A 25,461-nucleotide genomic window follows, 5' to 3' on the forward strand; every position below is an offset into this window, starting at 1 on the left:
GTCATCTTTCCGATCGGTCTCGTCCGACGACGAAACTGACTGTGGTGGTCGTGCTTCCACCGAAGTTGAGCATTCCGGCGCGGGCGGCGCCGGGCACCTGGTAGTCGCCTGCCGTCCCGGTGACCTGCTTGTGGCAGTCCAGGAGCATGCGCACACCGGTTGCGCCGACGGGATGCCCGCCGCCGAGCAGGCCGCCGCTCGGATTCATCGGAATGCGTCCGCCGATCTCGAGCTCTCCGGATTCGATTGCGCGCCAGCTCTCGCCGGGCTTCGTGATGCCGAAATGGTCGATCGCCATGTATTCGCTGGTGCTGAAGCAGTCGTGGGTCTCGATGAGGTCGAGGTCGTCGACCCCGCTGATGCCGGCGCGCGTGAAGGCATCCCCGATCGCGGCGGACACGTGGGGGAACATCAGCGGCTCGTCGGCGCTGCGGGCGAGCTTCTCCTCGAGCAGCAGGCCGACGGTGCGGTGGCCCCAGCCGAGGATGCGCGAAAGGTCTTTCCGTTCGGCTGTTTCCGTGTGGGCGCGGCGGTACCGGTCCGATATCAGGAGGACCGCGGCGCCGCCGTCGGTGAGGGGACCGCAGTCGACCTTGTGCAACCGGCCCTCGACGACCGGGTTGGCGTCGGCGTCGTCGGTGAAGGACGCCGGACCGAACTGCCATCCGCGGGTCTGCGCGTTCGGATTGGAGCGGGCGTTGCGGGTGTTCAGCTCGGCGATGCTCCACAGGTGCCGGGGATCCAGACCGTACCGCTTGTCGTACTCGTCGGCGATGCGGCTGAACATGTAGGGCCACATGAATTTGGCATCCTGACCCTCGTGCCCGATCCAGGCAGCGCCGGACATGTTCTTCGCACCGAGGTCGCCGGGCACATTCTTTTCGAGTTCGACGCCGACGACCAGGGCGCAGTCGTATCGCCCGGATTCGAGATCGGCCATCGCCGCGAGGATCGCCAGGGATCCGGACGCGCAGGCGCCCTCGTGGCGGGTGGCCGGCACTCCCCACAGATCGGGGAGGACCGAGGCCGGCATCGCACCGAGGTGGCCCTGACCCGTGTACACCTGCGCGAACGCGTTTCCGACGTGGACGACGTCGATGTCGGCGATCGGGATGTTCGCGGCGTCGAGTGCACTGCGGGCGACTTCGGCGGTCAGTGCGTCGAGGTCGAGACCCTCCTTGGTGAGGTTTCGGGAGAAGTCGGACTGGTATCCGCCGGCGATCCACACCGGTTCAGGGCTCATGGGTCTCTGCTTTCGGGCTGTGTGAACTGCGATCGTTACTACAACTATAAGAGTTTGCGGGAAATGGGAAGTCCTCTTCCGTCGAGGGGGATTGTCGAGGGCGTCTTGACAATGGCACGTGTCGTTAGTCACTCTCTTAGTTGTAGAACGAAGGCGCGCCCCGAAGCCCACGCCGGGATGCCGCGCCAGCCCGATGCGAAAGGTGAAGGCCATCATGGATATCGAGATCGTCGGCCGACTGCTGTCGACCCTTCCCGAGGACGACGATCACCCCTACCGCACGGGCCCGTGGCGGCCGCAGACCACCGAATGGAAGGCCGACGATCTCGAGGTCGTCGAGGGGCAGGTCCCCACGGACCTGGACGGTGTGTACCTGCGCAACACCGAGAATCCGCTCCATCCGGCGGTGCAGAGATACCACCCGTTCGACGGCGACGGCATGATCCACGTCGTGGGTTTCCGGGACGGGAAGGCGTTCTACCGCAACCGTTTCGTGCGCACGGACGGCCTTCTCGCCGAGAACGAAGCGGGCCGTGCCCTGTGGGCGGGCGCCTCGGAAATGCCCGAGTGGGCCGAACGTGAGGACGGCTGGGGCGCGCGGCGGAGGATGAAGGACGCGTCGAGCACCGACGTCGTCGTCCATCGCGGGCGTGCGCTGACGAGCTTCTGGCAGTGCGGCGATCTGTACCGCCTCGATCCGTACTCGGCACGCACCCTGGGCAAGGAGGACTGGAACGGGAGTTTCCCCTACCACTGGGGTGTGTCGGCGCATCCGAAGGTCGACGAAACGACCGGTGAAATGCTGTTCTTCAACTACAGCAAGGAGGCGCCGTACATGAAGTACGGCGTCGTCGACGAGAACAACGACCTCGTGCACTACGTCGACATCCCGCTCCCCGGTCCGCGCCTGCCGCACGACATGGCCTTCACCGAGAACTACGCGATCCTCAACGATCTGCCGTTGTTCTGGGATCCGCGGCTGCTCGAGCGCGGCGTCCACGCACCGAAGTTCCATCGCGACATGCCCGCCCGGTTCGCGGTCATCCCCCGTCGCGGGCAGACGTCGGACATCAAGTGGTTCGAAGCCGACCCGACCTACGTCCTGCACTTCGCCAACGCCTACGAGGACGGCGACGAAATCGTGCTCGACGGCTTCTACCAGGGCGCCCCCGAACCCTCGCCCGAAGGACTCACGGAGCAGCAGCGGGCATTCCGGTTCCTCGCACTGGACTACCTGCAGACCCGGCTGCACCGCTGGCGTTTCAATCTCGTCACCGGAGCGGTGAAGGAAGAGCCCCTCACCGACACGATCACCGAGTTCGGCATGATCAACAACACGCTCGGCGGACGCGAGCACCGCTACGTCTACGCGGCGACGGGTGTGCCGGGACGGTTCCTGTTCAACGGCCTGGTCAAGCACGACGTGCGCACCGGCGCCGAGGAGAGCTGTTCGTTCGGTGACGGCGTGTACGGCAGCGAGACGTCGATGGCTCCGCGGGTGGGCAGCACATCCGAGGACGACGGATACCTCGTCACGCTCACCACCGATATGAACGACGACGCCTCCTACTGTCTGGTGTTCGACGCGGCGGCAGTCGGAGACGGACCGGTCTGCAAACTGCGCCTGCCCGAACGGATTTCGAGCGGAACCCATTCCACGTGGGCGGCGGGCGAAGAACTCCGGCGCTGGCGCGCCGCCGACGACCCGGCGCAGGCGATCGGGCTGTAGGCACCGCGGATCCGTTCTCCCCGTAACCCCAGTTCGCACAGTCGAGAAGGAAAGGTGGCCCATGGCCCAGCCACACCGAGGCCTGCATCCGAAAGACCGCGTCGAGGACTACGTCCGGCGCGGATGGTGGACGGATCACACGCTCGACCGGGTGTTCCGCGAGCAGGTGAGCGCGCGCGGTGACGCCACCGCGATCGTCGACCCGGCCAACCGGGCCGACCTCGTCGGATCGCAGCCCCGGCGCCTCACGTGGAACGAACTCGAATCCGAGGTCGTCCACCTCGCGGCGCAGCTGCTCGACCACGGAATCCGTCGCGGCGATGTCGTCGGAGTGCAACTGCCCAATTCCATCGAACTGGTCGAGGTGTACCTCGCCGCGTGGTCTATCGGTGCCATCGTGTCGCCGCTGGCGATGCAGTATCGCGAACACGAGATCGTGACGATGTCGAACAAGGGCGGCTTCGCGACCCTGCTGACCGTGGAGAAGTTCGGCGACCGGCCGACCGCCGCGGAAGTCGTCGCGGTGCGGCACACGATTCCGTCCCTGCGGTCTGTCCTGACGATCGGTGCGGCGGAGGAGAATTCGGGAACGGCCGACGCGCACATCGTCCCGGGTCCGGCGTCGGACACCGACAGAGGGCGGGTCGAAGCGCTGCGTACCGCGGACCCGAACGATCCCAACGACTGCGTCACGATCTGCTGGACCTCCGGCACCGAGGGCGAACCGAAGGGGGTGCAGCGGACCCACTACGACTGGCTCGCCTTCTCGATCGCGACGATCGACGCACCCCGCGTGACGGGCGACGACGTGCTGCTCAACCCGTTCCCCATGATCAACATGGCAGGCATCAACGGCATGTTGCTGCCGTGGCTCGTCATGGGGGCGAGGCTCGTGCAACACCATCCCTTCGACGCGCCCACCTTCTTCCGGCAGATCGCGGTCGAGCGCGTGACCTACACGATCGCGCCGCCGGCGCTGATGTGGATGCTCCTGAACAACGAGGACCTGCTCGCGAAGATCGACCTGTCCAGCCTGACTCGGATCGGCTCGGGTTCGGCGCCGCTGCAACCGGCGATGGTGCGCGGGTGGCAGGAACGCTTCGGGCTCAGCGTCATCAACTTCTTCGGCTCCAACGAGGGTGTGTCGCTGCTGTCGAGTCCCGAGGACTTCCCCGACCCCGACATCCGAGCGCAGTTCTTCCCCCGCTACGGAGCCGACGGCATCCGGTGGTCGTCGAGGTTCGCCGAACGCGTCGGCGTCAGGCTCGTCGACCTCGCGACCGGTGAGGAGATCACCGAACCGGGCCGGCCCGGCGAACTCCGGATCGCGGGTCCCGCCGTCTTCCCCGGATACATCGGGGGAGTGGACCTCCCCAGTCCGTTCGACGACGACGGATACCTGAAGACCGGCGACATCTTCGAGATCGCCGGCGACCGGAACCAGTATCTGCGCTACGTCGACCGCAGCAAGGACCTGATCATCCGCGGCGGCATGAACATCGCGCCGGTCGAACTCGAGGGCATCATCGCCGAGCACCCGGCGGTGGCGGAGGTCGCCATCGTCGGTGATCCCGACACCGTGCTCGGCGAGAAGGTGGCCGCGGTCGTCGTGTGCCGTGCCGGCGCATCGCTGACCCTCGACGAACTGGTGGCGTTCCTGAAGGAACGGAAGATCGCCTCGTTCAAGCTTCCCGAGCGTCTCGAGGTCCGCGAGGTGCTTCCCCGCAACGCCGTCGGCAAGCTCCTCAAGCGTGAACTGCGGCGGACACCCACGTCCGTCGACTGAGTCCCGCACCATCCCTCTGTTCCCGAAGTGGAGATCTCTTGTCCCAGTTCAGCTCGGACGTCTTCGTCTACGACGCGGTCCGGACACCCAAGGGTCGCGTCCGGCGCGGCGGCGGAACCCTGGCCGACGTGCCCGCATACGAACTTCTCGCGACGCTGCTGCGCGCCCTGCAGGCGAGGGGACTCGACGCCGAGCGGGTCGACGACATCGTCATCGGCACCAGCACGGCCGCCGGTGACCAGGGCGGCGACGTCGCCCGCGCCGCGGCCCTGTGGGCGCAGTGGCCCGACACCGTTCCGGGTGGGGTGGTGTCGCGGCTGTGCTGCTCCGGGCTCGACGCGATCGGCACCGCCGCAGCGAAGGTCGCGTCCGGAATGCACGACGTCGTCGTCGCGGGCGGGGTGGAGTCCATGTCGCGGGTGCCGATGCTGACCGACAAACCTGCGTTCGCCTACGAGGGTCCGTTGCAGGACGTCACCGGGTACGTGACCATCGGTGTCGCGGCGGACCTTACCGCGGCCGACGCGGGCTTCACCCGCGAGGATCTCGACAGCTACGCGGTGACGTCGCATCGGCGTTCCGCCGCCTCCACGACATCCGCGTCGATCGTCCCGATCACGTCCGGCGACACCGTCGTGCTGGACCGGGACGAAGGAGCCCGCGCCGACGCAACCCTCGACGGATTCGCTGCTCTCGGAACGTTGTTCGGGGAGGATCCGTCCTGGGAGCGCGTCGCGCGGCAACTACCCGATTCGCTCCGGCCCACCGGCGGCCTGCACACGCTGGGGACCGCGCCGCAACTCGCCGACGGGGCGTCGGCCCTCGTACTCGGGTCCGGGCGCTCCCGGGAGGTCGCGGGGTCGGACCCGATCGGGCGGATCGTCGCGGTCACCCAGACGGCGGTGCGCTCGCCACGACTGACCGCGGGCATGACCGCGGCCCGCGCCGCATTGGATCGTGCCGGGATCACGGCCGCGAACCTCGACGTCGTCGAGGCCAACGAATCGTTCGCAGTGTCGCCGCTGCTGGTCGGCCGGGAACTCGGCATCGACCCCGCCCGCGTCAATCCGAACGGCGGCGCCGTCGCCACGGGACATCCGCTGGGCGCGAGCGGCGGCATGCTGCTCGTCAACGCCCTGGACGAGCTGGCTCGTACCGACGGGGAGTTCGCTCTGCTGGTGATTCCCGGTGGTCTCGGACTCGGGGCGGCGGTCGTCGTGCAGCGGGTGTGAGGGGAGCGGACCGGATCAGCGGGTGAGCCGGAGGAACGCGCCGAGTTCGGCCAGTCCCTCCGGCGTGCTCGGCAGATACCGGGTCAGGGCGGGGGAGAGCACGACGACCGCATGCCACTTCCCGCGTGAGAGCGCGACGTTGAGCCGGTTGCGGGACAACAGGAACGACATTCCGCGCGGGACGTCCTCGTGCGCCGATGCGGTCATCGACACGAACACCACGGCTGCCTGGCGCCCCTGGAACCGGTCGACCGTTCCCACGTCGACCCGGTCCAGACCCGCCGCGGCCAGCCGCTCGCGGATCGCGATCACCTGCGCGTTGTACGGCGCGACCACGAGGACGTCGCCCTGGTCGAGCGGGCGGGTGCCGTCGAACGAGTTCGGGTCGCGCCACGGGGTTCCCAGCAGTTCCAGGATGCGCCGGGTGATCTCGTCGGCTTCCTCCACCGATTCGGTCGAGTTGCCGTGATGCTCGACCAGGACGGTGCTCACGCCGGGCGGTACCCCGTCGAGCGACCGTGCGGCCGTGACGTTCTCCTGCGAGAGCAGACGACCCTCGTACGACAGGTCCGACACCCGCGCGCACAGCGCCGGATGCATACGCCACGTGCGGGACAGGAAGTAGCCGCGGTCTGCGGGTAGGGCGCCGTGCCCCTCGGCGAGCCACCCGAGTGCCGAGGTGTCCGCCGGTTCGGGATGGGTGCCCTGGCTGACCTGGGGGAGTTGCTGAGGGTCGCCCAGCAGCAACAGCTTTCGCGCGGCCTGGGCGACCGCGACCGTGTTCGCGAGACAGAACTGCCCGGCCTCGTCGATCACGAGCAGGTCGAGACCGCCGGGCTCGAAGCACGACAGGTTCGTGAAATCCCATGCCGTTCCGCCGACGACGCAGCCGCCGACGGCGTGGTCGAGGAACCCGGCCATTGCCTTGGCGTCGGCGAACGCGGTCCAGGCCGGGTCGGTCTTCCTCGGTTTGGCCTTCGCGACGGCATCACCCGGGACACCGGCGTCGATGATCCCGTCGAGCATGTTCTCGATGACCGAATGTGATTGCGCGACAACACCGATCCGCCAACCGTGCCGGAGCGCGAGGGTGGCGACGACGCGAGCGCCTGTGTAGGTCTTTCCGGTGCCGGGTGGTCCCTGCACCGCGACGTACGACTCGTCGAGGTCGAGCAGTGCGGCGGTGATCGCGGCGGCGTGGTCGCCGTCGACCACCGGGGGCAGGCCGGCATTCGACCGGGTGCGCGGCGGGATCCGGCGCAGCACGTCGACCGCCGCCGTGACCGGCGGGTGCGGCAGCGTTCCGCACATCTCGTCGGCGGCCGCGACGATCGCAGTTTCGATGCTCGTCGTCCGGATCGGCGGCCCGGGCGTGATCGCCATCGGCAGCTGCGAGTACTCGTCGCAATCCGTGGGCAGCGTCTCCTCCACGACCAGCACGTCGTGGAAACGGTCGTCCGTTGTGCGGGTGACGACCGTACCGGTGCTCCAGCCGCGGGTCCCGGGACCCCCGTCGAGTAGTCCGTCCGGCACGGGCATGTCGTAGAGCAGGTACACCGTGGTCCCCGGTCCGACGGTGCTGCCGGTACCGAATTCGCCGACGAACCGGATGTTGCGGCGCAGTTTCCGCTGCCGCGGTGTGGCCTTGTGCCAGTCGTCGAGGAGCGTCACCGACGCGGCGACCAGCGTGTCGCGGGTGTCCGACCATTCGTCGGCGGGATCGGACAGCCGGTCGAAGTGCGCCCACCAGAACGGTTTCCGCTCGCGGCGGTGGTAGCCGAGCGACGCGGCCATCAGCGCCGCGGCCTGCTGTTCGGCGGTGCGGTCCGCATGTGTTGCGGGACCGGCGAACTCGCGCAGGGCAATTTCGAGGGGGTCGGGTTCGGACTCCTCGGCTTCGGTCACCGCGACGGGGTCGGTGGTCGCGACACCGTGTTCGTCGGCGCGCGCGAGCAGCCAGTCCCGCAGCAGCATCGTCGAGACGCAGTCGTCCTTGTTGTATGCGGCGATGCCCGCGAGCACTTTCGCGGCGGCCTCGTCGTCGCCGGCGTCCCGGTGGTCGCAGTAGTCGGCGTACGCGACGACGGAGGTGGCCGCGTCGGTGACGTCGCCGTCGCGCTTCGTCGTGTACAGCGGTTCGAGTTTCTTGATGCTGTACGACGGCGCACCGATCCGCAGCGACGCCCGCACCACCGGGTAGAGGTCGACGAGAACACCCCCGCGCAGAAGGTCGTCGACGATCTCCTCGCCGACCCCGTGTCTCCCGGCGAGCCGCAGCAGCGCCGACTTCTCGTAGGCCGCGTAGTGGTAGACGTGCATGTTCGGGTACTGCCGCCGCCGGTCCGTCAGGTAGTCGAGGAATTCGGTGAACGCGCGTCGTTCCTCGGCTCGATCGTGGGCCCAGAACGGCCGGAACACCGGGTCCTGCGCGGTCCCTTCGACGACGCCGAACAGGTACTCGAGTCCCCAGTCCGAGCTGTCGTCCCTGCACCACAGTGGATCCCCTTCGAAATCGAAGAAGATGTCCCCGGCATCCGGTTTCGGCAGGGCGCCGAGGCTGTTCGGGGCGAAGACCTCCACGTAGGCCGAGCCCGTGCGCTCCTGCTCCAGTTGGGCGAGGGCCTGCGCGCGCAGCGACGCATAGGTGCGTGCAGCGATACCCGGGACCGGGTCCTCGCGGGCGGCGAGGTCGTCGACGGTGGTGATCCCTCCGGCGATGAGGCGGGCCCGCTGCGTCGCCCGCATCCCGGCGACGAGCAGCAGATCCCGGCTCGACGTCACCTCCGGCTCACACGCCGGGCAGCGCCCGCACGCGGTGTGCCCGGTACTGCCCCAGACCACCGGTGCACCCGCGCGGTGGTGGTCGTCGAGGAGTTCTTGCAGGTGGGCGCGGTGCAGCGCGAACACCGGAACGATGTCCGCGACCGGATGTGCCGAGTCGGTTCCGTCGCCCAGCAGCAGATGCGCGTGGGACGACACCGGGACACCCACGGCGGCGAGTGCATCCGCGTACGCCGCCACCTGCAGCAGCGCCGGAATCTTCGTGTGCCGCGACAGTTTCGTGTCGTAGACCGCGTAGGTGTCGCCGTCGCGGACCAGGAAGTCGCAGAAGCCGACGAACCGGCCGTCGAAGACGGTGCCCTGGTAGACGACGTCGACTCCGGCGCGGAGGGCGTCGAGTGTCGCGGCGGCCGCTGCCGCGTAGCCGTCGGTGGTGTGTTCCGGGCGCGACATGATCGCGACCCCGGCACCGAATCGTTCCTGGAAGTCCCGCAGCGTCCGTTGCTCGTGCGCATCGCCGAGCGCGAAGGCCCGCTCGAGCATCGGGTCGGGGACCGTGTCGGTCTGCGCACCCCGCCCCAGCGCCGCATCGAGCGTCCGCAGCAGCGAGAACTCGCAGGTCGCGGCGTGGGCGAGGTCGCCGGCGCTGTACACCAGCGTGTCGTCGAGCAGGAACATCAGCGAGTTCCGGGCTGCTGAGTTCCGGGGTACAGCGGTCGCATGAGTCGACTATCTCAGATGCACTGGCTTCCCGTAGCCACCCGTGCTCGTGCGTGTTTCTGGTAGCCGCAGCTACCGAAAGCGCGCACGAGACCGGGGGCCGCTCCGCCCTCGACGCCGAGCAGGGTGCGGCCCACCAGGACCAGTGCCCAGGGGCCGATCACCCACACCGGCCACGGGTAGATCAGTGCGCCGACTGCGAGCGAGACGACGGCCCAGATCGCGAGGTTCAGAACACCGACGGCGAGCCACGCCGACCATTCGATGCGCTGGTGCAGCGGAAGCCCGCGCACGTAGTCCCGCAGCGGACGCCGGGGCGGGGCCGGGGGCGTCGGGGCGGGAAGGTCGGCGAGAACCTGCCGGGCCTGGTCCTCGGTGACGGCCCGGTAGACCTGCGTGACGCGGTCGTCGAACTCGGTCAGGGTCAGGCGGCCCGCGCCGACATGGGTGCCGAGGATCTGGACGAGCCGTTCGCGGTCGGCGTCGGAGATGCGGAGGCCGGAGATAGGAGTTTCGGGGGCGAGTGCGTCCATCGGGATCCCTCCCAGGATCTTCCATTGTGGAATGTCGCGTAATTCAGCATGCGATATGCCACAGTGGAATGTCAACCCCTCGGCGGAAGGAACCCGCGATGACAGCCCGCCCCCTCAACGCGACCGCGGCGTCGCTGCTCGGATTCCTGCACGAGGGCCCGAAGACCGGATGGGACCTGGTCGCGACCGCGCAGGACCGCATCGGCAAGTTCTGGTCCCTGACGACCAGCCAGGTGTACCGGGAACTCGCGGCGATGGAGACCGCGGGCTTGATCGTGGCCGGGGAGAAGGGCCCGCGCGACCGCAAGCCCTACTCCCTCACCGACGCCGGCCGTCGCGCCTTCGCGGACTGGATCGTCCGGGAACCCGGCCCCGAGAACATCCGGTACCCGCTGCTGCTGACCGTCGCCTTCGGTGGCCATCTGCCGCCCGAGCGTCTCGCCGAGATGCTCGCCGCCCACCGCACCGCCCACGAACAACGACTCTCCGAATACGAAGAACTCGCCGCGCTCGACGGAATCGACCCCTACTTCGGAGCGACCCTCGACTTCGGCGTGCTCTACGAACGCGCAGTGCTCGACTGGTTCGACCGCGTCGGGGACCGCCTGACCGGCCCGAACCCGAAAGGCGACACCCCGAGCGAGGACGGCGTCCACAATGACCTCGAAGCCCACAACGACCTCGAAAGCGAATCCGGGAGGTAGCAGTGGCCGGTGAGGTCGTCGTCGGAATCGGACCCGTCACCCCCGACGAGGTGGTGCGGGTCGCGCGCGGCGACGCGTCGGTCCGGTTGTCCGACGAGGCGCTCACCGCGATCGCCGACGGCCGCGCCCTCGTGGACGCGCTGGCCCGCGGCTCCCGGCCGGTGTACGGCATCTCCACCGGGTTCGGTGCCCTCGCCGTCCGGCACATCCCCGCCGAGGACCGGGCTCGGCTGCAGCGCAGCGTCGTGCGCTCCCATGCCGCGGGCACGGGCCCCGAGGTCGAGCGGGAGGTGGTGCGGGCGATGATGCTGCTGCGCCTGTCCACCCTCGCGACGGGTCGCACCGGCGTCCGCGTCGACACCGCCGTCGCGTACGCGGCCATGCTCGATGCGGGGATCACCCCGATCGTGCCGGAGCACGGCAGTCTCGGCTGTTCCGGCGACCTGGCGCCCCTCGCGCACGTCGCGCTCGCGCTGACCGGGGAGGGCACGGTTCGCGACCGCGCCGGCGTCGCCCTGCCCGCGGTGGAGGCGCTCGCCGAGGCGGGGTGCATGCCGGTCGTTCTCGCCGAGAAGGAAGGCCTGGCGCTGATCAACGGCACCGACGGAATGCTCGGCATGCTCGTGCTCGCGTGCCGCGATCTCGCCGACCTGCTGCGGCTCGCCGACATCGCCGCGGCCATGAGCGTCGAAGCGCTGCTCGGGACCGACCGGGTCTTCGCCGCCGACCTGATCGCGCTGCGTCCGCACCCCGGCCAGGCGACTGCGGCCGCGAACATGGCCCGCCTGCTCGCCGACTCCGGGATCGTCGCCAGCCACCGCACCGACGACTGCCCGATCGTGCAGGACGCGTACTCGCTTCGCTGCGCCCCGCAGGTCGCCGGTGCGGCCCGCGACACCCTCGCCCACGCCGAACAGGTCGCGAACCGCGAATTGTGCTCGGCCATAGACAATCCCGTCGTCACTGCCGATGGCCGGATCGAATCGAACGGCAACTTCCACGGGGCTCCGCTCGGCTACGTCCTCGATTTCCTTGCCATCGCCGTGGCCGATGTCGCGAGCATGAGCGAACGTCGCACGGACCGGTTGCTCGACGTCGCGCGCAATCACGGCCTGCCGCCGTTCCTCGCCGACGATCCCGGGGTCGACAGCGGCCACATGATCGCGCAGTACACGCAGGCCGGAATCGTCGCGGAGCTGAAAAGACTTGCGGCACCGGCGAGTGTCGATTCGATTCCGTCGTCGGCGATGCAGGAGGACCATGTTTCGATGGGGTGGTCCGCGGCCCGCAAACTTCGCCGCGCCCTGGACGGACTGACGCGGGTGTTGTCGATCGAAATTCTCACCGCTGCACGGGCGTTGGACCTTCGTTCCCCGCTGACCCCGGCGCCGGGCACCGCGGCGGTCCGGGATGCGTTGCGTCGCCGCGTGCCCGGACCCGGAACGGACCGGCACCTCGCGCCGGAGATCGACGAGGCGGTGGCCATGGCCGCGTCGGGTGAACTCGTCGCCGCGGCCGAGGCGGTCGTCGGTCCGTTGCATTAGTCGAGGCGGTGGCACTCATCGCAGCGGATCGAAATGGCGCAGAAGCGGATCCGGAATACCTGTCGTCACCAGCTCCGCGAGCAGCCGGCCGGTCAGCGGACCGAGCGCGACACCCCACATGCCGTGCCCGCCCGCGACGAACACCCGCGGCGACAGGGTTTCGCCGATCAGCGGCAGACCGTCGGCGGTGCACGGACGCGACCCGACCCACTCCTCTTTCGTTGCGGACCAATCGATTCCGCTGAGAAGCGGGCGGGTGGCATCGATGATCGCCTGCACTCGACGTGGATCGAACGGGGCGTCGGGGCTGCGGAACTCCATCATCCCGGCGATCCGCAGGCGGTCGTGCAGCGGTGTGCACGCGACCCGCTGGGTCGGAAAGTAGATCGGATTCTTGGGCAGTTCCGCGGGGCGAACGCTGAAGCTGTAGCCGCGACCTGCCTGCACGATCGTCCGCACCCCGAAGGGCCGCGCCAGATCCCCGAGCCGCGCGCCCGTCGCGAGCACCACCGCGTCCGCCGAGTAGGCCTGCCCGTCCGGGCCGGTGACCTCCACGGACTCCGCGCGGGCACGTATCGACTCGGTGTCGAACCCTTCGACGATCTCACCGCCGCGTTCGCGCACGGAGTCGGCCAGGGCCGCGAGAAAGCGGGGCGGATCGATGAACCGCTGCCCCCGGATCAGCACCCCCACTCGCACGGCCTCGCCGAGCAGCGGCTCGAGCGACCGCACGGTGTCACGATCGAGAAGTTCGTAGTCGACCTCGCCGCCGGCGGCCCGCACGTGCTCGAACTCGTCGAGCAGGCCCTGCCGATCCGACTCGGACACGAACGCGGCCAGGAACGGATCGGCGGTGCGGGTCTGCTCGGTGAGCCCGCCGCGGATCAGGTCGTCGTAGGCGTCCAGCGCGACCCGGTTGGCCTGCGCGAACACCGCCATCGAGGCACGCCAGCGGCCGGGCGTGCAGTTGCGGGCGAAACCGGCGAGGAACCGGAGCAACCGCAGGTCGGTGGTCGGCGGCACGTACACCGGCGACGACGGAGTCAGCGCCGACCGCAGTCCGTAGCGCAGCACCGACGGCTCGGGCAGCGGCAGCGTCAACGCCGGAGCCAACCACCCCGCGTTGCCCCACGAGGCGTCCGCGGCGACACCCTCGCGGTCGAGCACCGTGACCTCGACCTCGCGCTCCTGCAGGAACCAGGCGGTGGACAGTCCGACGACACCGGCACCGACGACGATCACCCGACGAACGGTCATGACGCACTCCCGTATCCGAAATGCCCCATCCGGTTCCATCATGCACGCGTGTGCGCGACCGGGGCGGCGAACATCGGCTCGGATACCCGGGTCTTGTCGTGTGTCCCGGTTCTAGAGGGTTCCGGTGACGATCCGGTGCACGAGCCGTGCCGCAGTGCGTGCCGTCCGGTCGTCGATGTCGAAGGCCGGGTTGAGCTCGGCGACCTCGGCGACGGCGAGCCGGCCGCTGCGCGCCACCAGATCGCACACGTGCTGGACCACCTCGAGCGGAACCCCGTACGCGGCGGGCGCGCTGACGCCCGGCGCGATCGCGGCCGGGAGGACATCCAGGTCGACTGTCAGGTGGACCAGATCCACCGTCGCGAGGAACTCGCCGACGAACGTCTCGACATCGGGCAGATGCGCGATGCGGCACTCGTCGTCGAGCAGGTATCGCACCCCGAGTTCCGTGGCGGTCGTGAACAGCGCGGTCGTGTTGCTCGGCTGCGCGATCCCCACCACCGCATACCGCAGATCCCGCCCCCGCGACTTCTCCTCGCGCGCCATCTGCAGGAACGGGGTACCCGAACTCGGTGTCGCATCGGCCCGCAGGTCGAAGTGCGCGTCGAGGTTCAGCACGCCGCAGCGCGCGCCGTCCCGCACGGCCGCGCTGCCCGCGATGCCCAGATAGGTGCCGTACGCGACCTCGTGCCCGCCCCCGAGGACCGTGACGGGGTGTCCGTGGTCGAGCAGTGTGGTCACCGCGGCGCCGAGGCGGCGCTGTGCTCCCTCGAGGTCGCCACCGGAGACGACCACGTCGCCCGCGTCGTACACCGTCGACGGTCCGGACGGCGGCACCGCCAGCGACGCGAGCCCCGCGCGCAGTGCGGCCGGTCCGTCGGCGGCGCCGGCCCGGCCCCGGTTGCGGCGCACGCCTTCGTCGCTGCGGAACCCGATCAATACGGGCGTCCCCGGTGCCGGGTCGGCGGGCCACGGTGTGACGGCATCATGCCAGCGCAGGTGCTCCCGGCCCGGGCCGTCGTCGCGGCCGGTCCACGGCTGCGCCGGCACATCCGTCCGCAGGATCATCGGCGTATTCCGTCCTTCCATACGTGCGAGACGAGGTGCACGCCCGGCCGGTACGCGAGGTGCACGTGCGAGGGGGCGTCGAGCGCGATCACATCCGCCCGACAGCCGGGTCTCAGCACGCCGATATCGTTGCGGCGCAGCGCGTGTGCTCCGCCCGCGGTAGCGGACCACACCGCCTCGTCTGGGCTCATGTGCATCTCGCGTACCGCCAGCGCGATGCACAGGGGCATGCTCGTCGTGTACGAGGTGCCGGGGTTGCAGTCGGTCGCCACCGCGACCGTCACACCGGCGTCGAGCAGTCGTCGGGAATCGGGATACGTGGCCCGCGTGGAGAATTCGGCTCCCGGGAGCAAGGTCGCGACCGTGGTGCTGTCGGCCAGCGCCGCGATGTCGTCCGCGCTGGTGTGCGTGACGTGATCGACCGACGCCGCGCCGGTTTCGACGGCGAGCCGCACGCCGTCGCCCGGACCCAGCTGGTTGCCGTGCACCCGCGGGACCAGCCCCGCCGCGACACCGGCGCTGAGCACCGCGCGGCATTGGTCGGCGTCGAACGCGCCGCGCTCGCAGAACACGTCGATCCACTTCGCGTGGGGCGCGCACGCGGGGATCATCTCCTCGATCACCATGCGCACGTAGTCGTCTGTGCGGCCGTCGAATTCGGGCGGAGTGACGTGCGCGGCGAGCAGCGTCGTCTCCGGCGTGTGCGCCGCGGCCAGGCGCAGGCTGCGCAGTTCGTCGGCGACGGTCTGGCCGTATCCGGACTTGCATTCGATCGTCGTCGTCCCCGACCGGCGGGCCTCGGTCACCAACCGGGTCACGGTCGCGTTCAGCTCCGCGTCGGTCGCCGCGCGGGTCGCCGCGATCGTCGAGCGGATACCTCCCGCGGTGTAGGGTTGCCCGGCCATCCGGGACGCGAACTCCTCGGCGCGGTCGCCGGCGAAGACCGGATGCGTGTGGCTGTCGACGAATCCGGGAAGTACCGTGCGGCCGTCCAGGTCGAGACGAAAAACATTGTCGGCGTGCGGTTCCCGACCGCTGCTGCCCACCCATTGCACGACACCGTCCTCGAGTAGGAGCGCCGCGTCGCGCAGCAGCCCCAACCGGCCCGCACCGATATCGGGATCGTTGGTGACGAGGACACCGATGCCGTCGAGCAGCGTCCACGGACCCGAGGTCACGACTCACCGCTCCTGCATGGGGACGCGCAGGCCGTGCCGGGCGGCGACCTCACCGGCCTTGTCGTAGCCGGCGTCGACGTGCCGCAGCACGCCGGTCGCGGGATCGTTGGTGAGCACCCGCTCGAGTTTGCGGGCGGCGAGCTCGGTGCCGTCGGCGACGCAGACCTGACCGGCGTGGATGGACCGGCCCATGCCGACGCCGCCGCCGTGGTGGATCGACACCCAGGTCGCTCCCGACGCGGTGTTGACCAGCGCGTTGAGCAGCGGCCAGTCGGCGATCGCGTCGGAGCCGTCGGCCATCGCCTCCGTCTCGCGGTAGGGCGACGCCACCGACCCGGCGTCCAGGTGGTCGCGGCCGATGACGATCGGCGCGGACACCTCACCGGAGGCCACCATCTCGTTGAATCGCAGGCCCGCCCGGTGCCGCTCACCGTATCCGAGCCAGCAGATCCGCGCCGGCAGACCCTCGAACTGCACCTTCTCCCCGGCCAGGCGCAGCCACCGCGTCAGATGCGTGTTGTCCGGGAACAATTCGGCGACCGCCCGATCGGTCGCGGCGATGTCGGCGGGGTCGCCCGACAGTGCCACCCACCGGAACGGGCCGCGACCCTCCTCGAACAGCGGCCGGATGTAGGCGGGGACGAAGCCGGGGAAGGCGAACGCGCGGTCGTAGCCACCCTTGCGGGCCTCGTCGCGGATCGAATTGCCGTAGTCGAACACCTCGGCGCCGCGGTCGAGGAATCCGACCATGGCCTCGACGTGCCGTGCCATCGACGCGCGTGCCTGCTCGGTGAACCAGGCCGGGTCCTTCTCGCTCAGCCGGTGCCAGTCCTCGAGTTCCACCCCGAGCGGAAGGTAGGACAACGGGTCGTGCGCGGAGGTCTGATCCGTGACGATGTCGATCGGCGCGCCGCGCTCGAGAAGTCGCGGGAATGCGTCGGCGGCGTTGGCGACCACCCCGACCGACAACGGGGTGCGGGCCGCGCGTGCGGCGACCGCCAGTTCGAGTCCGGCGTCGAGGGAATCGGCGCGCACGTCGAGATAGCCGTGGTCCAGGCGTCTTTCGATGCGAGCCGGGTCGACGTCGACGCACAGCGCGACACCGTCGTGCATCGTGATCGCCAGCGGTTGCGCGCCGCCCATTCCGCCGAGGCCCGCGGTGAGGGTGAGGGTGCCCGCGAGGGTGCCGCCGCTGTCCGGGTAGCGCCCCGAGGCGGCGAGCTTCCGCGCGACCGCCCCGAACGTCTCGTAGGTGCCCTGGAGGATGCCCTGCGAGCCGATGTAGATCCACGAACCTGCCGTCATCTGCCCGTACATGATGAGACCGAGTGCCTCGAGCCGGCGGAACTCCTCCCAGTTCGCCCAGTCGCCGACCAGATTCGAGTTCGCGATCAGCACCCGCGGAGCCCACTCGTGGGTGCGCAGGACCCCGACGGGCTTGCCGGACTGGACGAGCAGGGTCTCGTCGTCGGCGAGGGTCCCGAGCGCGGCGACGATCGCGTCGAACGCCGCCCAGCTACGGGCCGCGCGCCCGGTGCCGCCGTAGACCACGAGATCGTCGGGGCGTTCGGCGACCTCCGGATCCAGATTGTTCATCAGCATGCGCAGCGCGGCCTCCTGCTGCCAGCCGCGACAGTGCAGGTCGCGGCCGCGGGGAGCGCGGACGGGCCGGGCGCCGGGCAGGTTCGTCATGATCACCTCGCGGTGTTCGGGCCTGTACCGATTACACCCTCTCGGTGCCGTGATGCGGTGGCGAAGCGCCGATTCGGCGCCGGTGTGCCGAAGTGGCGCCTCCGACCGCCATTTCGGCACACCGGCAGCGCAGCTGCTTGACCAACACCAAGAATGATGTTCTGCTTTCCGGCAACATAATTCTCGTCGAGGTTTTGCAGGAGGTGGATGCAAGTGGACCTGGGTTCCGCGCGCCACGCATTCGTCACCGGCGGCGCCAGTGGTATCGGCAGGGGTATCGCCGAGGCGCTCGCCGACGCCGGGGTGCGTGTCACGATCGCCGACATCGACCGGGAGGCAACGGAAGCGGTCGTCGCCACCCGCCCGGACGACTTCGCCGGGCTCGAACTCGACGTGCGCGACCGCGCGGCCTGGCGTGAGGCGAAGGCCCGGTCGGAAGCGGTGTTCGGGCCCGTCGACATCCTCGTCAACAACGCGGGAATCGGATTCAACGGCCGGGACTTCGCCGACCTGGACCCGGAGGTGTTCGACCGGATCGTCGACATCGACCTGACGGGAGTGTTCAACGGGATCTCCACGTTCGCGGCCGACCTGCGCGCCCGCGGGCGAGGCCACATCGTCAACACCGCGTCCGTCATGGCCCTGACCGCGGGTGCGCCGGGCCGCGGGGCCTACAGTGCCGCCAAGAGCGCGGTCGTGGCGATGTCCGAGGCGCTGCGGCAGGAGATGGCGCCCCACGGGGTGGGGGTGTCGGTGCTGTGCCCCGGGCTGGTCCGGTCGAACCTCGACGGCACCACGACACGGCTGGGCGGTCAGGTGGAGAACGTCGCGCACATCAAGGGCGACGGCAGCCTCGGGATGGATCCGGCGGAGGCCGGCGCGCGGGTGCTCGACGGCATCGCCCGCGACCTTCCGTACATCCTCACGCACCCGCACTATCTGTCCCACGTCGAGGCGCGCATGGACTCGCTCCGCCGCTGTTTCGCGGAGGCGGAATCCGTCCGTGTGCCGTAGTGGCGCCCCTGACCGCCACAAAGGCACACGAGCAGCGAAGCTGCCTGCCGTCGTCAGTAGGATCGACGGTCGTCAGTTCTGCTTCGAAGGGGACCGAGAATGAGCACAAACGTCGAACAGCGTGAGTTCCAGGCCGAGGCCCGGCAGTTGCTGGACCTGATGATCCATTCGATCTATTCGAACAAGGACACGTTCCTGCGGGAACTCGTCTCCAACGCGTCCGACGCGCTGGACAAGCTGCGACTGGAGTCGTTCCACAACAAGGACCTGGAGGTCGACACCTCCGATCTGCACATCGACCTCGAGGTCGACAAGGACAAGCGGACTCTCACGGTCCGGGACAACGGCATCGGCATGTCCCGCCACGAAGTGATCGACCTCATCGGCACACTCGCCAAGTCCGGCACCGGGGAACTGCGCCGCAAGCTGAAGGAAGCCAAGGACGCCGCCGCGTCGGAAGAACTGATCGGCCAGTTCGGCATCGGCTTCTACTCGGCGTTCATGGTCGCCGACAACGTCACCCTGGTCACCCGCCGGGCAGGGGAGGAGACCGGCACGCGCTGGGAATCCGGCGGCGAGTCGACCTACACGATCGCCACCGTCGAGGACGTGCCGCAGGGCACCTCCGTCACTCTGCACCTCAAGCCGGAGGACGCCGACGACCACCTCTTCGACTACACCTCCCCGAGCAAGCTGCGCGAGATCGTCAAGAAGTACTCGGACTTCATCGCCTGGCCGATCCGGATGGAGATCGAGCGCACGAAGACCACCCCCGCCGAGGACGGCGGCGAACCCGTCGTCGAGACGGTCGTCGAAACCGAAACCCTCAACTCCGGCAAGGCCCTGTGGGCGCGTTCCCGGGAGGAGGTGTCCGACGAGGAGTACAAGGACTTCTACCGGCACGTCTCCCACGCCTGGGACGACCCGCTCGAGATCATCCCGATGAAGGCCGAGGGCACCTTCGAATACCAGGCGCTGCTGTTCCTTCCGTCGCACGCTCCGTTCGACCTGTTCATGCGCGAACGCAAGTCCGGCGTCCAGCTGTACGTCAAGCGGGTGTTCATCATGGACGACTGCGAAGAGCTGATGCCGGAGTACCTGCGCTTCGTCAAGGGTGTCGTCGACGCACAGGACCTCTCGCTCAACGTCTCTCGCGAGATCCTGCAGCAGGACCGCCAGATCAGGGCGATCCGGCGCCGGCTCACCAAGAAGGTGCTGTCCACGATCAAGGACATGCTCGCCAACGACCGCGACAAGTACCGCACGTTCTGGGCGGAGTTCGGCCGCGTCGTCAAGGAAGGCCTGATCTCCGACACCGACAACCGCGAGACCCTGCTGGCGCTGTCGTCGTTCGACTCCACCGCGAGCACGGAGGCCGGCGCCGACCCTGACGCGACTGCGACGCAGACCACGCTCGCCGAGTACGTCGAGCGGATGAAGGAAGGCCAGGAGGACATCTTCTACCTGACCGGCGAGTCGCGGCAGCAGCTCGAGAACTCCCCGCACATGGAGGCGTTCCGCGCCAAGGGCATCGAGGTGCTGCTGCTCACCGACCCGGTCGACGAGATGTGGACGTCGTCCGTGCCGGAGTTCGAGGGCAAGGCGCTGCGCTCGATCGCCAAGGGCGAGGTGGACCTCGGCAGCGAGGACGAGAAGAAGGCCGCCGAAGCGGAACGCGAGGAGAAGGAGAAGGACTTCGCGGACCTGCTCGAATGGCTGAAGAACACGCTCGACGAGCACATCAAGGAGGTGCGCCTGTCGTCGCGGCTGACGACGTCCCCGGCGTGCATCGTCGGCGACACGTTCAGCATGTCGCCCGCCCTCGAGCGCATGTACCGGGCATCGGGACAGGCGCTGCCTCCGATGAAGCGGATCCTCGAGCTGAACCCCGACCATCCGTTGGTGACCGGTCTGCGTACCGCACACGAGCAGCGCAGCGACGACCCGACGCTCGCCGAGACCGCCGAATTGCTGTACGGCACCGCGGTGCTCGCCGAGGGCGGCGAACTCGACGACCCGGCTCGCTTCGCGCGGCTGCTCGCCGACAAGCTCGCCCGCAGCCTGTAGCGCGACGCGGGCCGATAAGCTCGGCGTCATGAGCGGCGTGGACGGGGTTCTGTTCGACATCGAAGGCGTGATCGTCCTGTCGTGGGACCCCGTCCCCGGCGCCGCGGACGTGCTCGCGGGTCTGCGCGACCGCGGCCTCGCGCGCGCGTTCCTCACCAACACGACCTCCCGCACCCGCGCCGAGATCGCGGGCCGGCTCACCGAACTGGGCATGCCCGTCGACGAGTCGGAGATCGTCACCGCCGCCTCGCTCACCGCCGAATACCTGCGGCAGACCTATCCCGGTCGCCGGTGCTGGCTGCTCAACCACGGCAACGTCGACGCCGATCTCGCCGGCGTCGTCCGCGACGACGACGATCCGGAGGTCGTCGTCCTCGGGGGTGCCGGGCCCGAGTTCACGCACCGGGCGCTGAGCCGGGTCGCGGAACTGATGCTCGACGGGGTGCCCGTCGTCGCGATGCACCGGGCCGGCGCGTGGCAGGCGTCGGACGGTCTGCGCATCGACACCGGCACCTACCTGGCGGGTCTCGAGGAGCTGTCGGGGCGCACCGTCGTCGCGGTCGGGAAGCCGTCCATGCAGGGTTTCCTCGAGGCGGCCGAATTGATGGGCACCGACGCGGACCGCATCGTCGTGGTCGGCGATGACCTCGGCGCGGAGGTGATCCCCGGGCAGCGGCTCGGGATGACCGGAGTGCTCGTGCGCACGGGCAAGTTCCGTCAGTCGGTGCTCGATCTGGCCGTCGACCGGCCCGATCACGTCATCGATTCGATCGCCGATCTCCCGGCCCTGCTGGACCGGCTGTAGCGGCCGCCGGCACCGCCGGGTGCTGTGACCCATCCCACTCGGACGGGTCCTTTCGGGACGGGATACGCTCGCGCCCCGGGGGTCTCTCCTCCGGTATCCGATCAGTCTCGAACCAGTTCTCGAGGAGCTGCCTTGATCATTCGTTCCTTCCGCTCCGTTCGTTCCGGCCGTCGCGCGGCGCGTGCCGGTGTGGTCGCCGCCCTGGGTGTGGCGGCCGCGTCCCTGCTCGGAGTGGGTACCGCGACGGCTGCGCCGGTGACCTGTGTGTCGCCGCCCTCGGAGAATCAGATCCTCGTGTCGGACACCGCGAGCTGCGGTGCCAAGGCGGAGATCGGCAGCACGGCCCGCGCGGCGGCGGTGGACAGCGGCACCGCGGTGTCGGTCGCGAACGCGGCCGGGGCGGCCGAGGCGCAGGCGACCGGGTTCGGCACCGCGCTGAGTGCCGCGCGGGACGGCGGGCGCTCGTTCGCCTTCGCGCTCGGCGGCGGTCTGAGCCATTCGTCGGCGCAGGGTCCGTCGGTGATCACCCTGTCGCTCGCGGGCTGGGGATCGGGTGCGACTGCCGACGAAACCGGCGTCACGTGCGTCGGTGCCCAGTCGTTCGCGGTGAACACCGGGTCGGGTCAGTGGTGTGCGGTCGGTGTGGGGTCCACGCGCCGCTGATCGGTACGCATCGACCGGGTGTGGCGAGCCTTGCACTCGCCACACCCGAGTGCTAAAAATGCAGTTGGCACTCGCGCTGAGTGAGTGCCAGGTCGGGATGGTGAGGCCGGGAATATCGACACCCCTGGTCGTCCGTCGCGGGCACTGCTTCCGACCGAGCCAACACGGGGCGTCCCGACGAGCGGTCGTCCTGTGAACGGACCGACCCGACGCGGGTCGAGCCGTGAATGGGCCGACCCGACGAGCGGTCGTCCTAGGTGTCACCCCGATATCCGGAGGATCACTTCGCAATGGCCAAGATCATCGCGTTCGACGAAGAGGCCCGTCGCGGTCTCGAGCGGGGCCTGAACAGCCTCGCCGACGCTGTCAAGGTGACGTTGGGCCCCAAGGGTCGCAACGTCGTGCTCGAGAAGAAGTGGGGCGCCCCCACGATCACCAACGATGGTGTGTCCATCGCCAAGGAGATCGAGCTCGAGGATCCGTACGAGAAGATCGGCGCAGAGCTGGTCAAGGAAGTTGCCAAGAAGACCGACGACGTCGCGGGTGACGGCACCACCACCGCCACCGTCCTCGCTCAGGCGCTCGTTCGCGAAGGTCTGCGCAACGTCGCTGCCGGCGCCAACCCGCTGGGTCTGAAGCGCGGCATCGAGAAGGCCGTCGAGGCCGTCACCGCCAAGCTGCTCGACACCGCCAAGGAGGTCGAGACCAAGGAGCAGATCGCTGCCACCGCGGGCATCTCCGCCGGTGACCCCGCGATCGGTGAGCTCATCGCCGAGGCCATCGACAAGGTGGGCAAGGAAGGCGTCATCACCGTCGAGGAGTCCAACACCTTCGGCCTCCAGCTCGAGCTGACCGAGGGCATGCGCTTCGACAAGGGCTACATCTCCCTCTACTTCGCCACCGACGCCGAGCGCCAGGAAGCCGTCCTCGAGGACGCCTACATCCTGCTCGTCAGCTCCAAGATCTCCACGGTGAAGGACCTGCTGCCGCTGCTCGAGAAGGTCATCCAGTCCGGCAAGCCGCTGGTCATCATCGCCGAGGACGTCGAGGGTGAGGCTCTGTCCACCCTGGTCCTGAACAAGATCCGCGGCACCTTCAAGTCCGTCGCCGTCAAGGCTCCGGGCTTCGGTGACCGTCGCAAGGCCCAGCTCGCCGACATCGCCATCCTCACCGGTGGCGAGGTCGTCAGCGAAGAGGTCGGCCTGTCCCTCGAGACCGCCGGTCTCGAGCTGCTCGGCCAGGCCCGCAAGGTCGTCGTCACCAAGGACGAGACCACCATCGTCGAGGGCGCGGGCGATCCCGACGCCATCGCCGGTCGCGTCAACCAGATCCGTGCCGAGATCGAGGCGTCGGATTCTGACTACGACCGCGAGAAGCTGCAGGAGCGTCTGGCCAAGCTGGCCGGCGGTGTCGCGGTCATCAAGGCCGGCGCTGCCACCGAGGTCGAGCTCAAGGAGCGCAAGCACCGCATCGAGGACGCCGTCCGCAACGCGAAGGCTGCCGTCGAGGAGGGCATCGTCGCCGGTGGTGGCGTGGCTCTGCTGCAGGCCGCTCCGGTCCTCGACGACCTGAAGCTCGAGGGTGACGAGGCCACGGGTGCCAACATCGTCAAGGTTGCCCTCGAGGCTCCGCTGAAGCAGATCGCGTTCAACGCCGGCCTCGAGCCCGGCGTCGTCGCGGAGAAGGTTCGCAACCTGCCCGCCGGCAGCGGCCTCAACGCCGCCACCGGTGAGTACGAGGACCTCCTCGCCGCCGGCATCAACGACCCGGTCAAGGTCACCCGCTCGGCGCTGCAGAACGCGGCGTCCATCGCGGCCCTGTTCCTGACCACCGAGGCCGTTGTCGCCGACAAGCCGGAGAAGGCCGCGCCCGTCGCGGACCCGACCGGCGGCATGGGCGGCATGGACTTCTGAGTCCGGCTCACCAGCTCGCGCGAAGCCCGATCCCACACCGTGGGGTCGGGCTTCGCCCGTTTTCCCGGACCGCGTCCCGTCCGAAACACGTGAACAATTCCGTTCGACCTATTTTTCTGTGAATTCTCCACAACATGTCGATGCACTGCCTGTGGGCTGAAACAGTGATATAACCCTTCTGTCCGAAATTTCGTTTCAGTAACAAGGGGAGAATCCATGCTGCTTCTGCTGCTCCAGTGGGCCGCCGCCAACCCTGACTTCATCCAGGTTCTCGACAGCTTCAGCGACGTCGCCATCGGCTAGGAGACGCCGCCATCGGCTAGAAAAGGAGTTCCGCCGTGGAACCAATGGGGCTGTTCGAATTCCTGGACTTCCTGGTGCTTGCCTTCTCGGCATTCGGCTCCTCGTAGACTGGGTTCGTTCCCGACATCGAACCGTGACCGCAGCGGTATTTTTCCGCCGCTGCGGTCACGCGTGAAAGGCTCTTTCCTTTACATGCGCTCCACCCTCCGTTCCCGGACCGTCATCGCCGGACTCGCCCTGCTCTCCCTCGCCGGCCCGACCGCCGTCGCCACCGCCGAACCCCCCGCCGACGCCGGGACCGTGGACGCGGCCTCGACCGGTGCCTACGTCGACCACATCGACCGGATCACCGATCGCAAGGTCACCGCGCACGTCTACTCGCCGTCCATGGGTCGCACGATCCCGCTCGAGATCCTGCTTCCGGCCGACACGACCACGCCGAAGCCCGTCCTGTACCTGCTCAACGGAGCCGGCGGCGGCGAGGACAATGCCACCTGGACGCAGAAGACCGACGTCGAGTCCTTCTTCGCGGACAAGGGCGTCTACGTGATCACGCCGATCGGCGGCGCCTTCTCGTACTACACCGACTGGCAGAAGGACGATCCGGTCCTCGGCCGGAACAAGTGGACGACCTTCCTCACCCGGGAACTGCCGCCGGTCGTGGACGCCACGTTCGCGACCACCGGCGCCAACGCGATCGCCGGCCTGTCGTCGTCGGCGACGTCGGTGCTCAACCTCGCGATCGCGAGCCCCGGGCTGTACCGCGCCGTCGGTTCCTACAGCGGTTGCGCGTCCACCAGCGACGAACTGGGCCGGGCCTACGTGACGACCGTCGTCGAATCGCGGGGCGACGGCAACGTGGAGAACATGTGGGGTCCGGCTGACCACCCGGACTGGGTTGCCAACGACGCGATCATCAACGCGGAGAAGTTGCGCGGCACCGATCTGTACGTGTCGAGCGCGACCGGACTGCCCGGCCAGCACGAGCGCCTCGATCAGGCCCAGGTGAACGGCGATGTGGAGGCGCTCGCCAATCAGATCCTCGTCGGCGGGGCCATCGAGGCCGCGACGGACGAGTGCACGCACCGGTTCGTGAACCGGCTCGGTGAACTCGACATCCCGGTGCAGGCCGTGTTCCGCCCCGTCGGCACCCACTCGTGGGGCTACTGGCAGGACGACCTGCACCAGTCGTGGCCGATGATCGAGGCCGCCCTGAACCGGTAGACGGC

General features: G+C 69.0%; 18 protein-coding genes. 11 read left to right on the plus strand and 7 right to left on the minus strand.

What is annotated here, in order from left to right:
- Position 1: 1 nt before the first annotated feature.
- Complete coding sequence (locus tag ACWDTS_RS02425; RefSeq protein WP_450117506.1) at positions 2 to 1,243, minus strand: acetyl-CoA acetyltransferase; 1,242 nt, start codon at positions 1,241 to 1,243, stop codon at positions 2 to 4.
- A 214-nt stretch (positions 1,244 to 1,457) separates the two neighbouring features.
- Here ACWDTS_RS02425 and ACWDTS_RS02430 point away from each other — a divergent pair, with 214 nt between their 5' ends.
- From ACWDTS_RS02430 to ACWDTS_RS02440, 3 genes are all read left to right on the plus strand, one after another.
- Positions 1,458 to 2,972, plus strand: coding sequence for a carotenoid oxygenase family protein (locus ACWDTS_RS02430; protein ID WP_450109385.1), 1,515 nt, complete (start codon positions 1,458 to 1,460; stop codon positions 2,970 to 2,972).
- 61 nt (positions 2,973 to 3,033) lie between these two features.
- Complete coding sequence (locus ACWDTS_RS02435; RefSeq protein WP_450117507.1) at positions 3,034 to 4,758, plus strand: class I adenylate-forming enzyme family protein; 1,725 nt, start codon at positions 3,034 to 3,036, stop codon at positions 4,756 to 4,758.
- Between the two features lie 38 nt (positions 4,759 to 4,796).
- Positions 4,797 to 5,990, plus strand: a complete 1,194-nt coding sequence (locus tag ACWDTS_RS02440; protein ID WP_450109383.1) for a thiolase family protein — start codon at positions 4,797 to 4,799, stop codon at positions 5,988 to 5,990.
- A 15-nt stretch (positions 5,991 to 6,005) separates the two neighbouring features.
- Here ACWDTS_RS02440 and ACWDTS_RS02445 read toward each other — a convergent pair whose 3' ends face one another.
- Together ACWDTS_RS02445 and ACWDTS_RS02450 are read right to left on the minus strand one after the other, a co-directional pair.
- Positions 6,006 to 9,449: a TM0106 family RecB-like putative nuclease gene (locus ACWDTS_RS02445; protein ID WP_450117508.1), complete on the minus strand. Its 3,444-nt coding sequence runs from the start codon at positions 9,447 to 9,449 to the stop codon at positions 6,006 to 6,008.
- A 56-nt stretch (positions 9,450 to 9,505) separates the two neighbouring features.
- Positions 9,506 to 10,024, minus strand: a complete 519-nt coding sequence (locus tag ACWDTS_RS02450) for a DUF1707 SHOCT-like domain-containing protein (RefSeq protein WP_450117509.1) — start codon at positions 10,022 to 10,024, stop codon at positions 9,506 to 9,508.
- A 98-nt stretch (positions 10,025 to 10,122) separates the two neighbouring features.
- Here ACWDTS_RS02450 and ACWDTS_RS02455 point away from each other — a divergent pair, with 98 nt between their 5' ends.
- Both ACWDTS_RS02455 and hutH read left to right on the plus strand, forming a co-directional pair.
- Positions 10,123 to 10,728 carry a PadR family transcriptional regulator gene (locus ACWDTS_RS02455; RefSeq protein WP_450117510.1) on the plus strand — a complete coding sequence of 202 codons (606 nt, stop codon included), beginning with the start codon at positions 10,123 to 10,125 and terminating at the stop codon, positions 10,726 to 10,728.
- 2 nt (positions 10,729 to 10,730) lie between these two features.
- Positions 10,731 to 12,272: a histidine ammonia-lyase gene (gene hutH / locus ACWDTS_RS02460; RefSeq protein ID WP_450117511.1), complete on the plus strand. Its 1,542-nt coding sequence runs from the start codon at positions 10,731 to 10,733 to the stop codon at positions 12,270 to 12,272.
- 15 nt (positions 12,273 to 12,287) lie between these two features.
- Here the strand turns inward: hutH and ACWDTS_RS02465 are convergent, their stop codons facing one another.
- The 4 genes from ACWDTS_RS02465 to ACWDTS_RS02480 all read right to left on the minus strand — a co-directional run bounded on the left by ACWDTS_RS02465 (position 12,288) and on the right by ACWDTS_RS02480 (position 17,467).
- Positions 12,288 to 13,529, minus strand: coding sequence for an NAD(P)/FAD-dependent oxidoreductase (locus ACWDTS_RS02465; RefSeq protein ID WP_450109378.1), 1,242 nt, complete (start codon positions 13,527 to 13,529; stop codon positions 12,288 to 12,290).
- Positions 13,530 to 13,640: 111 nt separating this feature from the next.
- Positions 13,641 to 14,597, minus strand: a complete 957-nt coding sequence (gene hutG / locus ACWDTS_RS02470; RefSeq protein WP_450109377.1) for a formimidoylglutamase — start codon at positions 14,595 to 14,597, stop codon at positions 13,641 to 13,643.
- A complete protein-coding gene (hutI, locus tag ACWDTS_RS02475) occupies positions 14,594 to 15,775 on the minus strand; it encodes an imidazolonepropionase (RefSeq protein ID WP_450117512.1) in 1,182 nt (393 codons plus the stop codon). Before hutI ends, hutG begins: the two co-directional genes overlap by 4 nt.
- 3 nt (positions 15,776 to 15,778) lie before the next feature.
- Positions 15,779 to 17,467 carry a urocanate hydratase gene (locus tag ACWDTS_RS02480; protein ID WP_450117513.1) on the minus strand — a complete coding sequence of 563 codons (1,689 nt, stop codon included), beginning with the start codon at positions 17,465 to 17,467 and terminating at the stop codon, positions 15,779 to 15,781.
- Between the two features lie 207 nt (positions 17,468 to 17,674).
- Between ACWDTS_RS02480 and ACWDTS_RS02485 the strand changes: the two genes are divergently transcribed.
- The 6 genes from ACWDTS_RS02485 (at position 17,675) to ACWDTS_RS02510 (ending at position 25,456) form a co-directional block, all read left to right on the plus strand.
- On the plus strand, positions 17,675 to 18,481 hold the full coding sequence (locus ACWDTS_RS02485) for an SDR family oxidoreductase (protein WP_450117514.1): 807 nt from the start codon (positions 17,675 to 17,677) through the stop codon (positions 18,479 to 18,481).
- 99 nt (positions 18,482 to 18,580) lie between these two features.
- Complete coding sequence (gene htpG / locus ACWDTS_RS02490) at positions 18,581 to 20,548, plus strand: molecular chaperone HtpG (protein ID WP_450117515.1); 1,968 nt, start codon at positions 18,581 to 18,583, stop codon at positions 20,546 to 20,548.
- A 28-nt stretch (positions 20,549 to 20,576) separates the two neighbouring features.
- A complete protein-coding gene (locus ACWDTS_RS02495; RefSeq protein WP_450117516.1) occupies positions 20,577 to 21,353 on the plus strand; it encodes an HAD-IIA family hydrolase in 777 nt (258 codons plus the stop codon).
- 132 nt (positions 21,354 to 21,485) lie between these two features.
- Positions 21,486 to 22,016, plus strand: coding sequence for a DUF6764 family protein (locus ACWDTS_RS02500; RefSeq protein ID WP_450117517.1), 531 nt, complete (start codon positions 21,486 to 21,488; stop codon positions 22,014 to 22,016).
- Between the two features lie 290 nt (positions 22,017 to 22,306).
- Positions 22,307 to 23,929, plus strand: a complete 1,623-nt coding sequence (gene groL, locus ACWDTS_RS02505; protein ID WP_068154808.1) for a chaperonin GroEL — start codon at positions 22,307 to 22,309, stop codon at positions 23,927 to 23,929.
- A gap of 495 nt (positions 23,930 to 24,424) precedes the next feature.
- On the plus strand, positions 24,425 to 25,456 hold the full coding sequence (locus ACWDTS_RS02510) for an alpha/beta hydrolase (RefSeq protein WP_450109374.1): 1,032 nt from the start codon (positions 24,425 to 24,427) through the stop codon (positions 25,454 to 25,456).
- Positions 25,457 to 25,461 lie beyond the last annotated feature (5 nt).

This window comes from Rhodococcus sp. NPDC003383, from assembly GCF_053589115.1.

What these genes read in the sequence shown, in the direction of transcription:
- ACWDTS_RS02425 (WP_450117506.1), bottom strand. Translation starts at nt 1,243, where the DNA reads ATGAGCCCTGAACCGGTGTGGATCGCCGGCGGATACCAGTCCGACTTC.
- ACWDTS_RS02430 (WP_450109385.1), top strand. Translation starts at nt 1,458, where the DNA reads ATGGATATCGAGATCGTCGGCCGACTGCTGTCGACCCTTCCCGAGGAC.
- ACWDTS_RS02435 (WP_450117507.1), top strand. Translation starts at nt 3,034, where the DNA reads ATGGCCCAGCCACACCGAGGCCTGCATCCGAAAGACCGCGTCGAGGAC.
- ACWDTS_RS02445 (WP_450117508.1), bottom strand. Translation starts at nt 9,449, where the DNA reads ATGTTCCTGCTCGACGACACGCTGGTGTACAGCGCCGGCGACCTCGCC.
- ACWDTS_RS02450 (WP_450117509.1), bottom strand. Translation starts at nt 10,024, where the DNA reads ATGGACGCACTCGCCCCCGAAACTCCTATCTCCGGCCTCCGCATCTCC.
- ACWDTS_RS02455 (WP_450117510.1), top strand. Translation starts at nt 10,123, where the DNA reads ATGACAGCCCGCCCCCTCAACGCGACCGCGGCGTCGCTGCTCGGATTC.
- ACWDTS_RS02465 (WP_450109378.1), bottom strand. Translation starts at nt 13,529, where the DNA reads ATGACCGTTCGTCGGGTGATCGTCGTCGGTGCCGGTGTCGTCGGACTG.
- hutG (WP_450109377.1), bottom strand. Translation starts at nt 14,597, where the DNA reads ATGATCCTGCGGACGGATGTGCCGGCGCAGCCGTGGACCGGCCGCGAC.
- ACWDTS_RS02480 (WP_450117513.1), bottom strand. Translation starts at nt 17,467, where the DNA reads ATGACGAACCTGCCCGGCGCCCGGCCCGTCCGCGCTCCCCGCGGCCGC.
- ACWDTS_RS02485 (WP_450117514.1), top strand. Translation starts at nt 17,675, where the DNA reads ATGCAAGTGGACCTGGGTTCCGCGCGCCACGCATTCGTCACCGGCGGC.
- htpG (WP_450117515.1), top strand. Translation starts at nt 18,581, where the DNA reads ATGAGCACAAACGTCGAACAGCGTGAGTTCCAGGCCGAGGCCCGGCAG.
- ACWDTS_RS02495 (WP_450117516.1), top strand. Translation starts at nt 20,577, where the DNA reads ATGAGCGGCGTGGACGGGGTTCTGTTCGACATCGAAGGCGTGATCGTC.
- groL (WP_068154808.1), top strand. Translation starts at nt 22,307, where the DNA reads ATGGCCAAGATCATCGCGTTCGACGAAGAGGCCCGTCGCGGTCTCGAG.
- ACWDTS_RS02510 (WP_450109374.1), top strand. Translation starts at nt 24,425, where the DNA reads ATGCGCTCCACCCTCCGTTCCCGGACCGTCATCGCCGGACTCGCCCTG.